9 protein-coding genes are annotated in these 12,297 nt (G+C 66.6%); 4 read left to right on the forward strand and 5 right to left on the reverse strand.

What is annotated here, in order from left to right; all coding sequences use genetic code 11:
* Positions 1–94: 94 nt before the first annotated feature.
* The 4 genes from NJF35_RS12600 to bglX all read right to left on the reverse strand — a co-directional run bounded on the left by NJF35_RS12600 (position 95) and on the right by bglX (position 7,173).
* Entirely contained in the window at positions 95–1,414 is a 1,320-nt protein-coding gene (locus NJF35_RS12600) for an MFS transporter (RefSeq protein WP_225788052.1), read from the reverse strand.
* A gap of 289 nt (positions 1,415–1,703) precedes the next feature.
* Positions 1,704–3,038 (reverse strand): sigma-54-dependent transcriptional regulator, encoded by a 1,335-nt coding sequence (locus tag NJF35_RS12605; RefSeq protein ID WP_253091131.1) that lies wholly within the window; start codon positions 3,036–3,038, stop codon positions 1,704–1,706.
* Positions 3,032–4,789, reverse strand: coding sequence for an ATP-binding protein (locus tag NJF35_RS12610; protein WP_225788054.1), 1,758 nt, complete (start codon positions 4,787–4,789; stop codon positions 3,032–3,034). Before NJF35_RS12610 ends, NJF35_RS12605 begins: the two co-directional genes overlap by 7 nt.
* 92 nt (positions 4,790–4,881) lie before the next feature.
* Positions 4,882–7,173, reverse strand: coding sequence for a beta-glucosidase BglX (gene bglX / locus NJF35_RS12615; RefSeq protein WP_225788055.1), 2,292 nt, complete (start codon positions 7,171–7,173; stop codon positions 4,882–4,884).
* A 222-nt stretch (positions 7,174–7,395) separates the two neighbouring features.
* Between bglX and NJF35_RS12620 the strand changes: the two genes are divergently transcribed.
* On the forward strand, positions 7,396–8,013 hold the full coding sequence (locus NJF35_RS12620; protein WP_225788056.1) for a TPM domain-containing protein: 618 nt from the start codon (positions 7,396–7,398) through the stop codon (positions 8,011–8,013).
* A 124-nt stretch (positions 8,014–8,137) separates the two neighbouring features.
* Positions 8,138–9,358, forward strand: coding sequence for a class I SAM-dependent methyltransferase (locus NJF35_RS12625; protein ID WP_225788057.1), 1,221 nt, complete (start codon positions 8,138–8,140; stop codon positions 9,356–9,358).
* Positions 9,359–9,546: 188 nt separating this feature from the next.
* On the opposite strand, the gene NJF35_RS12630 is transcribed toward NJF35_RS12625, so the two are convergent.
* Positions 9,547–10,563 carry a DUF4917 family protein gene (locus NJF35_RS12630; protein WP_225788058.1) on the reverse strand — a complete coding sequence of 339 codons (1,017 nt, stop codon included), beginning with the start codon at positions 10,561–10,563 and terminating at the stop codon, positions 9,547–9,549.
* A gap of 168 nt (positions 10,564–10,731) precedes the next feature.
* On the opposite strand from NJF35_RS12630, the gene NJF35_RS12635 reads away from it, so the two are divergent.
* Entirely contained in the window at positions 10,732–11,271 is a 540-nt protein-coding gene (locus NJF35_RS12635) for an RNA polymerase sigma factor (RefSeq protein WP_225788059.1), read from the forward strand.
* Positions 11,264–12,226: a FecR family protein gene (locus tag NJF35_RS12640; protein ID WP_253091132.1), complete on the forward strand. Its 963-nt coding sequence runs from the start codon at positions 11,264–11,266 to the stop codon at positions 12,224–12,226. Before NJF35_RS12635 ends, NJF35_RS12640 begins: the two co-directional genes overlap by 8 nt.
* Positions 12,227–12,297 lie beyond the last annotated feature (71 nt).

Here is a 12,297-nt window from a genome sequence, read left to right on the forward strand (position 1 = left end):
TGAGCCGAATAGGGGGGTTATTCGGCTCACGATAGCCATGAAAAAGGGGCGCCCCGTCAGACGGAGCGCCCCTTTTGCAGGCTTGCAAGCAGGATCAGTCAGTGGTGATCCGCGAGTGCTTGCGGGTGTCCTTCATGGTGGCATACACCAGCAGCGAGCAAGCGATGCAGCCGGTGACGTACCAGTAGAAGCCGGTTTCCATGCCTGCGCTCTTGAACCACAGGGCCACGTACTCGGCGGTGCCGCCGAAGATCGACACGGTCAGGGCGTAGGGCAGGCCCACGCCCAGGGCGCGGATCTCGGTGGGGAACAGCTCGGCCTTGACCACCGCGTTGATCGAGGTGTAGCCGCTGACGATGATCAGCGCCGCCATGATCAGGAAGAAGGCGCCCCACCAGGTCTGCACGGTGTGCAGGGTGCTGAGGATCGGCACGGTGAACAGGGTACCGAGCACGCCGAAGGCGATCAGGATCGGGCGGCGGCCGATCTTGTCGGAGAGGCTGCCGATCACCGGTTGCAGGCACATGAACAGGAACAGCGTGGCCGCCGAGATGGTGGTCGAGTCGCTGATGCTCATGCCCACGGTGTTGACCAGGTACTTCTGCATGTAGGTGGTGTAGGTGTAGAACGCCAGGGTGCCGCCCATGGTCAGGCCGACCACGGTCATCAGCTCCTTGGGATGGCGCAGCAGGGTGCGCATCAGGCTTTCCTTGGCCTTCTCCTTCTTGGTGAAGGAGGCGGTTTCTTCCATGCCACGGCGCAGGTACAGGGCGACCACCGCGCACAGCGCGCCGATCACGAAGGGCACGCGCCAGCCCCAGGCGTACAACTGCTCGGTGGTGAGCGTCTGTTGCAGGATGATCAGCACCGCCAGGGCGATGAGCTGGCCGGAGATCAGGGTCACGTACTGGAAGCTGGAGAAGAAGCCACGGCGGTCCTTGGTGGCCATCTCGCTGAGGTAGGTCGCCGAGGTGCCGTATTCACCGCCCACCGATAGGCCCTGCATCAGGCGCGCCAGCACCAGCAGGACCGGCGCGGCGACGCCGATGCTTTCGTAGCCCGGGGTCAGGGCGATGATCAAGGAGCCTGCGCACATCAGCAGTACCGAGGCCATCAGCGCGGCCTTGCGGCCCTTGCGGTCGGCGTACAGGCCCATCAGCCAGCCACCGATCGGGCGCATGAGGAAGCCCACGGCGAAGATCGCGGCGGTATTGAGCAGTTGGGCGGTGGTGTCGCCAGCCGGGAAGAAGGCCTTGGCGAAGTACAGCGAGAATGCGGCGTAGACGTACCAGTCGTACCATTCGACCATGTTGCCGATGGATCCGCTGAAGATCGACTTGAGACGGCTGGAGGTGGTTTTTTCCGCGGCGGGCGCGAGGGCCGCCCCGGCGGGCAGGGTGGTGGCGTTATCCATCAGGGATACCTTCTCGTTGTTTTTGTGGAGCGCGCCGTGGCGCGGCTTGCCGGGACAAGTGCAGAAGGTGTGCCAAATGGATGCAGGGTGATCCAAATGAGGGCGCCGCGTGCCCTGTCGTGGGCCGGTCAGCCCCCACGCAAGCCCTGTAAACCGCACTTCTTGAGGTATACGGCACCCCCTCACGGGGGGCGGGGTTGCCCGCGATGGGCTGCAACGCCGCCCCTACGAAAGCGGCTGAATGAGCGGATTTCCGCTTATCGAAAAGCGCGAGCGAGCAAGAATCCGCTCATTCGCGCTCGAGGAAATCCTCGCGTACCAACCCGTGCCGCTGCATCTTCTCGTTCAGCGTGCGCCGTGGCAGTTGCAGGGTTTCCATGACCGCCTTGATCTCGCCCTTGTGCTGGCGCAGTGCAGCACGCAGGCACTGGGCCTCGAACGCTTCCATCTGTTCGGCGAGGGAATGGCTCGCGCTGGTTGCTTCCAGGCCCGGCGAGTCCAGGCCCAGGGCGTGGCGTTCGGCGGCATTGGCCAGTTCGCGCACGTTGCCCGGCCAGTCGTGGGCCAGCAGCTGCGCCAGTTGTGCACCGGCCAGCGGTGGTGCAGCGCGGCCCAGGCGCTCGGCGGCCGCGCGGGCGAAGTGCTCGAACAGCAACGGGATGTCCTCGCGCCGCTCGCGCAAGGGTGCCAGGCGCAGTTCGGCGACATTCAGGCGGTAGGCCAGGTCTTCGCGGAAGCGTCCGGCACGGGCTTCTTCGAGCAGGTCGGGCTTGGTCGCGGCGATGATCCGCAGGTCTACGCTGATGCTCTGGTTGGCCCCCAGGCGCTCGAGTTTCTGCTCTTGGATCACGCGCAGCAGCTTGGCCTGTTGGGCCAGGGGCATGCTCTCGATCTCGTCGAGGAACACCGTGCCGCCATTGGCGTATTCCAGCTTACCGATGCGCTTGCCCTGAGCGCCGGTGAAGGCGCCGCTCTCATGACCGAACAGCTCGGCCTCGAACAGCGACTCGGGGATCGCCGCACAGTTGAGGGCGACGAAGGGTTTGTCGGCGCGTGGCCCGAAGTCGTGCAGGCAGCGGGCGACACGCTCCTTGCCGCTGCCGGTCTCGCCACGGATCAGCACGTTGACCGGCAGGTTCGCCAGGTCCAGGACCTGCCGGCGCAATTGCTGCAGGCCCTGGGACATGCCCAGCAGGGTGCCTTCCAGGCGTGCCTTGAGGTCGGCCTGCTGGTGCAGGCGGCGGTTCTCCAGCACCAGTTGGCGTTTTTCCAGGGCCCGGCGCAGGCTGCCGAGCAGGGTCTGCGGCGTGAAGGGTTTTTCCAGGAAGTCATAGGCGCCGCTGCGCATGGCCTCCACCGCCATGGGCACGTCGCCGTGGCCGGTGAGCAGGATCACCGGCAGGTCGGGGTCCTGGCCCTGCAGCCGCTCGAGCAGTTGCAGGCCATCCATGCCCGGCATGCGCACGTCGCTGATGATCACCCCGGGGTAGTGGGGCGGCAATTGCGCCAGGCAATCCTCGGCACGGGCGAACAGTTGCACGCTGAAGCCCGACAGGCTCAGCCACTGTTCCACCGCGGTGCGGATACTGGCTTCATCGTCGACGACGATCACCGAATTCAACATACAGGCTCCAGGTCACGTGGCAGGGTAAGGCTCAGGCGGGCGCCGCCGGGCAGGTTCTCGGCCTGCAGTTGGCCGCCGGCCTCGTGGACGATGCCGTAGGAGATCGCCAGGCCCAGGCCGAGCCCTTCGCCCACCGGCTTGGTGGTGAAGAAGGGGTCGAAGACCTTGGCCAGGTCGGCCTCGGGGATGCCGCCACCGGAGTCGAGCACGCTCAGGCGCCAGTGGCCGTCATCGGCCTCGATACGGATCTCCAGGCGTTTGTAGCGCTTGTCGGCCATGGCATCGAGGGCGTTGCGCAACAGGTTGATCAGCACCTGCTCGAGGCGGATGGCATCGCCGCGTACCCAGGCCGGGCGTGCCAGGTACAGGGCCACTTCGACGCCTTCGCCGCGGATACGCGCCTCCAGCAGGTGCAGGGCCTGGTCGACCACGGTGGCCAGGTCCAGACGCTCGCGCAGGCCGCCGGGACTGTTGCGGGCGAAGGTCTTGAGGTGGCCGGTCAGCGCGGCCATGCGCGTGAGCATCTGCTCCAGCGGCTCCAGGGCCTGGCGTGCCTCTTCGTGGCGGCCGTGGTCGAGCAGCAGGCGCAGGGTTTCCAGTTGCATGCGTTGGGTGGTCAGCGGCTGGTTGATCTCATGGGCCAGTGCCGCCGACATCTGCCCCAGGGCCGCCAGCTTGGCCGACTGCACCAACCCTTCCTGGGCGGTGCGCAGTTCGCGGGTTCGTTCCTCGACCAGACGCTTGAGCTCGTCGCGGCTGCGCTGGCGCAGGCGAGCCAGGCGCAGGCGCTGGCTGGCGAACAGGGCGGCGAACACCAGGCTCAGCCATACCGCGGCGGCGGCCAGGGCGGCGTTGCGGCCATCCTTGCTGACCTGCGGCTTGCGCAGCAGGTGCAAGGTCCAGCCCTCGGTTTCCAGCGGCAGGCTCTCCCACAGGTATTCTCCGGTGCCCTCGGGGCCTTGCACGCGGGTGAGGTGGCTGTTGTCGCCGAAGCGGGTCAGCACCTGGTGCTGCAGCGGCACCAGTGGCTGCTTGTCGTACTGGCGGGTCGCGGCCAGCTCGGCACGATCGGCGCTGGAGATCGGCAGCAGTTCGCGGTAGCGCCAGCCGTCCTGGTTGGCGATGAAGATGATGCCGCGGGCGTCGCTGACCAGCAGGATGTCGCTGCCCTGGCGCCATTCGCGCTCCAGCTCGGGAAACTCCAGCTTGACCACCATGGCGCCGAGGAAGCGCCCCTGTTCGTCGTGCACCGCGCTGGACAGGAAGTACCCCGGCACGCCACTGGTCACGCCGACGGCGTAGAAACTGCCGCTGCCCTGGCTGCGGGTCTGCTTGAAGTAGGGGCGAAAGCCGTAGTTGGAGCCGACGTAGCTGGTCGGCAGGCGCCAGTTGCTGGCGGCCACGGCCAGGCCGGTGCGGTCGAGCAGTTCCAGGGTGGAGGAGTTGGCGGCGCCGTTGATGCGTTCGAGCTTGCGGTTCAGGGCGTCCTGGCGCTGTTCGGTGAGTGGGCCGCGCAGGGCGTCGATCAATTCCGGGTCCAGGGCCAGCACGGCGGGCAGGGCGCGGTAGCGCTCGATCAGCGTATGCAGGGAGTTGGCGTACAGGGTCAACTGCTGGCTGGCCCGACGGGCGTCGGTCTCCATCGCCTGGCGCTTGGCCTGGTGCATGGCCCAGCCGGCGCTGAGCGCGGTACCGAGGAGGATCAGCAGGACGATCAGGGTCAGGCGCAGGGCTCGAAAAGAAAAAAGCATGAGGCGGATCCTTGGCCTGTGCGGGTGTGTGTTCTGGGGGCCAGTGTCGACCCCTTCGCGGGCTTGCCTGCGAAGAGGCCGAGCAGACCGACCTACAGCAGCTCGAAGCTCTGTTGCTGCACCGCCTGGGAGTCCAGGCCGACCTGGACATTGAACTGCCCGGGCTCGGCGACCCGTTGCAGTTGGCTATTGTAGAACCTAAGGTCCTGCTCGCCGATGCGGAAGGTCAAGGTCCGCGACTCGCCTGCCTTGAGCATCAGCTTCTGGAAGTTCTTCAGCTCCTTGACCGGGCGGCTCATGGACGCAGTGACATCCTGCAGGTACAGCTGCACCACGGTCTCGCCGTCGCGCTTGCCAGTGTTCTTCACCGTGACCTTGGCTTGCAGGCTGGCGCCGCGCTCGAGTGTCTTGTGCGAGAGCGTCAGGTTCGACAACTCGAAGGTGCTGTAGCTCAGGCCATAGCCGAACGGGTACAGCGGCCCATTGGGCTCCTCGAAGTACTGCGAGGTGTAGTTGCCCGGCTTGCCCGGCGTGTAGGGGCGGCCGATACGCAGGTGGTTGTAGTACATCGGGATCTGCCCGACCGAGCGCGGGAAGGTGATCGCCAGCTTGCCGGACGGGTTGTAGTCGCCGAACAGAACGTCGGCGATGGCATTGCCGCCCTCGGTGCCGCTGAACCAGGTCTCGAGGATGGCATCGGCCTGTTCGCGCTCCCACGCGATCGACAGCGGCCGGCCATTCATCAGCACCAGCACCAGTGGCTTGCCGGTGGTCTTGAGGGCCTTGATCAGCTCACGCTGTACGGCAGGGATCTGCAGGCTGGTGCGGCTCGACGACTCGTGGGACATGCCGCGTGACTCGCCAACCACGGCCACCACCACGTCGGACTGCCGTGCCGCCTTGACCGCTTCGTCGATCAGTACCGCGGCCGGGCGCGGGTCGTCGATGATCTCCGGAGCATCGAAGTTGAGGAAGTTCAGGTAATCGACGATTGCCTTGTCGCCGGTGACGTTGGAGCCTTTGGCGTAGAGCAGGGTCGCCTTGTCGCCCAGGGCGCGACGCAGGCCTTCGCGCACGGTGACCGAGTGTTCCGGGCGGCCAGCGGCGGCCCAACTGCCCATCATGTCGATCGGCGCGTCGGCCAGCGGGCCGACCAGGGCGATGGTGCCGGTCTTCTTCAGTGGCAGGGTCTGGTTGCGGTTCTCCAGCAGCACCAGGCTGCGTCGTGCCACGTCGCGCGCGGTGTCGCGGTGCAGGCGGTCGTCGCTGTAGTAGTCCTTGAGGTCGTTCTCGGCCTTGCCAATGCGCAGGTACGGGTCCTTGAACAGGCCCATGTCGTACTTGGCGCCGAGGACTTCACGCACGGCCTGGTCCAGCTCGGCCTGGGTCACTTCACCTGACTCGAGCAGGCCCGGCAGTTCTTCGCCATAGAGGGTATCGTTCATGCTCATGTCGATGCCGGCCTTGATCGCCAGCTTCGCCGCCTCGCGGCCATCCTGGGCGACACCATGGCGGATCAGCTCCTGGATCGCGCCATGGTCGCTGATGGTCACGCCCTTGAAGCCCCATTCCTTGCGCAGCAGGTCGTTCATCAGCCAGGTATTGGCGGTGGCGGGCACGCCGTTGATCGAGTTGAGCGCGACCATCACGCCACCGGCACCCGCGTCGAGCGCGGCGCGGTAGGGCGGCAGGTAGTCGTTGTACATCTTCGGCAGGCTCATATCGACCGTGTTGTAGTCGCGCCCACCCTCCACCGCGCCATACAGGGCGAAATGCTTGACGATGGTCATGACGCTGTCGGGATTGGCCGGGCTCTTGCCCTGGAACGACTCGACCATCACCTTGGCGATCCGCGAGGTGAGGTAGGTGTCCTCGCCGAAGCCTTCGCTGGTGCGGCCCCAGCGCGGGTCGCGGGCGATATCGACCATGGGCGCGAAGGTCATGTCCAAGGCGTCGGCGGCGGCTTCGATGGCTGCGGTGCGGCCGACCTTGGCGATGGCATGCATGTCCCAGGTCGCGGCCAGGCCCAGGCCAATCGGGAAGAGGGTACGTTCACCGTGGATCGTGTCGTAGGCGAAGAACATCGGAATCTTCAGGCGGCTGCGCATGGCGGCATCCTGCATCGGCCGGTTCTCCGGGGCGGTGAGCGAGTTGAAGGTGCCACCGATGCGACCGGCGGCGATTTCCTCGCGGATCTTTTCGCGGGGCATTTCCGGGCCGATGCTGATCAGGCGCAACTGGCCGATCTTCTCCTCGACGGTCATTTGCTGGATCAAGTGGTCGATGAAGGCCTGCTTGTTTTGCAGGGGCGGTGCGGCGGTGGCGGCCAGGGCCGCCTGACTGGCAAGGCCCATGGCCAGGCCCAGCAAAGACAGTTTCATCATGGGTTCCGTTGTCGTGGCCTGTGCCGTATCCGGGGGATGCGTGCGGTCGGAGTTTTTCAGGCGGCTATCGAAGTTGTACAGTTCGCCGGGCTTGTTTTAGCCGATCGGCCCTGCATGATCCAGTGCGGCGGCGGATTATGCCTTATATGGCGCGCGTCATGAGATACACTCCCGCCGGCTGGATGCCGGGACAACTATAAGAACGATCGAGAGACCGAAGGCATGACTGACCTCAACGAATACGAGCAGCGGCTGATCGCCGAGGCCATCGCCCGGGCCGAACGGCGCACCGACGCGGAACTGGTGACGGTGCTGGCGCGTCGCGCCGACGACTACGCCTACTTGCCGTTGCTCTGGGCCGCGCTGCTGGCCCTGGCATTGCCCGGCCTGCTGCATGTGGCCCTGGGCTGGCCCGGTATCCGCGGCCTGCTGGTGGCCCAGGTGCTGCTGTTCATCGCCCTGTGCCTGCTGCTGCGCAACCCGCGCCTGGCCAGCCTCCTGGTGCCGCGCGTGCTGCGCCATCGGCGCGCCTCGGGGCTGGCGCGCCAGCAGTTCCTCGAACTGAACCTGCAACGCACCGCCGGTGCCACCGGGGTGCTGATCTTCGTCAGCGAGGCCGAGCACCACGTGGAGATCCTCGTCGACGAAGGCATCGCCCGGCACCTGCCGGAGCAGGCCCGGGCCGACATCGTGGCGCGCTTCACCGAGCAGGTGCGTCAGGGCCAGACCCTGCAGGGCTTCGTCGAGTGCATCGAGGCCTGTGGCGAGCTGCTCAGCGAGCATGTGCCGCCGACCCATGCGTGCAACGAACTGCCCAACCGCCTGGTGATCCTCGACTGAACCGCTTCTCCCCTGTGGGAGCAGGAGGGCTTCCATCGAGAAAACCTTCGCGCTGGCCGGGCATCGACGTAGAATGCCCGCCATTGCGCGTTGCGCTCCCCGCATACCGAGGCACCCATTTCCCATGTCCGCCAACCCTTCCGCTCCCACCGCGCCGGATGCGCGTGCCCAGTTCCTGAGCCTGCTGGCCGACGCCCTGGACGACGGCACCCTGGCCAGGCTGGTGCTGGCCCGCCATGTCGGTGACGACCCGACCCTGCAGCGGATCATCGCCAAGCCTGTGGTGGTCAAGGGCCAGCCCTGCCTGTCGCTGGTCTATCGCCACCAGACCCGCGACATCACCCGCAACCTGCCGCTGGAGCAGGCCAAGGCGCTGGTCGCCGAACTGCTGCCGCAGAGCTTTCGCAATGCCCACCTGTTCACCCGCGAGGGTGAGGTGCAACTGGGCTTCAGCAAGAAGGGCAAGCCGCAGCTCCTGCACCATGGCACGCAACCCCCGCGCGAAGCGCAGCCGGCGGCCGGGCACGACCGGGAGAAGAAGCGCTACCTGGCGTTGTCGCGGCCGTTCCTGCGTGACCTGGGCGTGACCGATGCCCAGGGCGCGTTGATCCCGTCCATGTCGCGCAAGTGGAAGCAGATCAACAAGTTCATCGAGGTCTTCGACCATGCCCTGGCCAGCGCGCCACTGGCGGCAGGCCAGCCGCTGCGGGTGGCCGACTTCGGTTCGGGCAAGGGCTACCTGACCTTCGCCATGCATGACTACCTGCGTAACAGCCTGGCGCGTGACGCCCAGGTCACCGGTGTCGAGCTGCGCCAGGACATGGTCGACCTGTGCAACGCCGCCGCCGCGCGCCTGCAGCATCCAGGGCTGGAGTTCCAGTGCGGCGACGTGCGCAGCGTGGTGCCCGAGGCCATCGAGGTGATGATCGCCCTGCATGCCTGCGACATCGCCACCGACTACGCCATCCATACCGGTATCCGCTGCAAGGCCGCGATCATCATGTGCTCGCCCTGCTGCCACAAGCAGATCCGCCCGCAGTTGCACAGCCCCGGCCTGCTCCAGCCGATGCTGCAGTACGGCCTGCACCTGGGGCAGCAGGCCGAGATGCTCACCGACAGCCTGCGCGCGCTGTACCTGGAGGCCTGTGGCTACGAGACCAAGGTGTTCGAGTTCATCTCGTTGGAGCACACCAACAAGAACAAGATGATCCTCGCGGTGAAGCGCCGGCAGGCGGCGGACAACACCGCGCTGCTCGAGAAGATCGGCCAGCTCAAGGCGTTCTATGGCGTCAAGGAGCATTGCCTGGAGACATTGCTGCGGGCTGATGGGTTGATTCCGGCTTGAGGCTTCTGCGCTGCCACGCTTCGTAAAGCCCTGCTCTAGGGAATGGTCCTGAGGTCATGTAGGGCCATTCCCCCCCGGGTATGTGACGTCAGGAGCTGCTGTGGATCTGACACGTGTCGCCAGCTTGGTTTGTCAACGCAGCACCAGCCGTCCCGTGCTCTGACAGGGCAGTTTTGCCCCCGGTCTGCTCATCGCCGCCGGGCATGCTCGGCAGGCACCGCGATCGCCAACGCGGGGTTACCCAGCGGATGGCTGCTGGCATCGAAGAAATGCAGTGCGATCTGCGGCGTATCAGCGAAGCGTTGAGCGAAATGCTGTTTCTGGTTGATCACCGACGCCTCGCTCAACGGCCGGATGGCAATCGACAGGTGTTTCGGCCGGGCCTGGCGGATGGCGTCGAGCAGGTGCTGGTCGCTGGCGTCCAGGTGCTGGCCGAACAGGCACAGGCCCTGGTTTTCGCCGGCCAGTTGGCCCAACCCCCAGGACAGATAGTCCGACGCGCGGATGGCGCGCAGTTTTTCCTCGCTGCGGCTCTCGTTGACGAACAGCGGCACCTCGCCAGGAATGTTCACGGCAAAGCCATCGAGCAGTTCGCCGCCTTCGGCGCTGCGCTGGCGGGTGCTGCCATCGGGCAGCTTGAGCAGGTGCAGGCCGCCGTGCAGGTGAACGACGCGGGTGCCTTCGGTGGCGGTACGGCGCACGTCGAAGAAACCCTGCTCGTCGAAGAGCGTGGCGAAGCCCTCCGGCGCCTGCCCTACGGCCCAGGGCAGCAGCAGGTCGTAGTTGCTGGTATAGACGTTGCGATAGCCGCGCAGGGCCTGGTTGATCGTCGCCAGGATGGCGCCTGACACCTGCGCCCAGGGCAGGTGCACGACGCGCATGGCGTGGATCAGCGCTTCCTTGATCGAGTAGTAGCGGTTGAGCGGGGCGGTGGAGTTGATGGCCAGCGCGGCGTTGGCCCGCACCGTGGTGTTCAGGGTGCTGAGCACCGGCTCGAACAGCTCCGTGCCGAGGGCCTTGAACAAGGCCTGGTCGCTGACCCCCAGCGCCTTGTGCCGGACCCGCTGCGCCTCCTCGAACAGCGAGAAGTAGCCGAACGGCTTCCACAGTGCGCGGCTGGCGCCGTTGCCCAGCAGCAGGGCATCGCAGGGGTGGCGGTCGTTCAGGTCCGCCCAGGCGGGCAGGTGGGCGTCGAGAGCAGGCATCGCAGGTCCGTTGGGTAGGGCGAAGAACGTGGCGACTTTAGCATGTCGTGGATCTCGCGTGGCTGGCCACTGAAGTGGCGCACAAGACCGATAGGCTGGCGACGGCTGGAAGACATGTGTGAGAATGATAGGAATTCCTATTAACGACCCTGCCCACTCCTACGCGCAATGACATCCTTCACCACGCCCTGGGCCGGCGCCGCGCCGGCCTTCCAGGCGGTCGTCGACGACCTGCTCGCCCACTACAGCGACCTGCGCCGCTACCTGTGCGCCCGCCTGCGCAACCCTGACGATGCCGCCGACATCGCCCAGTCCAGCTTCGCCCAGGCCTACGCCCATGCCCTCAATGCGCCGGTGATCAATGCCCGCGCGCTGTTGTTCCAGGCCGCGCGCAACCTGTGCATCGACCAGTACCGCCGGCGCAGCACCGAACTGGCAGCGCTGGAGGACTGGTTGGCCCGCGCCGATGCGCTCAGCCCCAGTGTCGAGGAGATCATGATCGCCCGCGAGCAGTTGCAGCAGCTGATCGCCCGCATCGAGCGCATGCCGCGCCTGCGCCGCGAAGTCTTCGTCCGTGTGCGTCTGCATGGGCAGAGCCACCGCGAGGTGTGCCAGGCGCTGGGCCTGTCGGCCAAGTCGGTGGAGCTGCATATTGCCCGCGCGGTGTTCGACCTGTCCGAACTGCGCCTGGCCGTGCGTCATGGTTGAGTCGGTGTCACCGCGCAAGGTGCAGCAGGCGCTGATGTATCTGGCGGCCTTGCACGGCGATGACCCGGAGCGGGTGCGCCAGGTCGGTGGCCAGGTGCAGCGCTGGCGCGGCAGGAGCGACGAGCACGAACGCGCCTGGCAGGAGGCCGAACAGCGCTGGCAGATGGTTCATCGCCTGGCACCACAGCTGCGGGGGGCGGTGCAGCCGCAGCCCTACGACCCGGCCCGTCGGCGCTTGCTGCGCCAGGGGAGTGCCCTGGCCGTGGTGCTGGCGGCCGGTGGCTGGCTGGGGTGGATGTTCAAGCGTACCTCACCCTTCCAGCACGACCTGCAGACCGCCCACGCCGAAGCGCCGCGCGCCGTCGCGCTGCCTGACGGCAGCCAGTTGCTGGCGGCTGCCGAGACCAACCTGCGGGTGCGCTTCGACCATGGCCAGCGCCAGGTGCTGTTGTTGCACGGCAATGTGTTCTTCGACGTCGCCCACGAGATGTGGCGGCCGTTTCTGGTCAGCACCCGCCTGGGCTGGGTAGAGGTGCTCGGCACCGCCTTCAGCGTCAGCGACCGTGGCGGTCGGGTGCAGGTGGCAGTTGCCCGGGGGCGGGTCCAGGTGCGCGACCTGCAAGGCGGCGAGCAGATTCTGGTGGCCGGTGAGCGTATCTGCCTGGACGAGCGGGGCCGGCTGGGTCCGCTGCGCTCCGGCGGTCGCTTCGGCCCCGAGCTGGGCCACTGGCAGCGCGGCTGGTGGTCGTTCACCGACCAGGCGCTGGCGGATGTCATCGGCGAACTCAATGCCTACCTGGCGCAGCCGCTCCGGGTCGATCCTGGCGCGGCAGGGTTGCGCCTGACCGGTAGCTTCCCCAGCGACCGACCCGAGGTGCTGCTCGAAGCACTGCCACGGATCCTCCCGGTACGCCTGGTGGAGGAGGGCGGTCGACGCCTGGTGCAGCGACGTTGAAACAGGCCGGCAGATTTTTTGAGGGGTAACGCGAAGGTGCTGCGTCATCACAGGTGAATCCACCTTCTGCA

It is taken from the genome of Pseudomonas guariconensis (assembly GCF_024127895.1).
GTDB classification, from domain to species: Bacteria; Pseudomonadota; Gammaproteobacteria; order Pseudomonadales; family Pseudomonadaceae; genus Aquipseudomonas; species Aquipseudomonas guariconensis_B.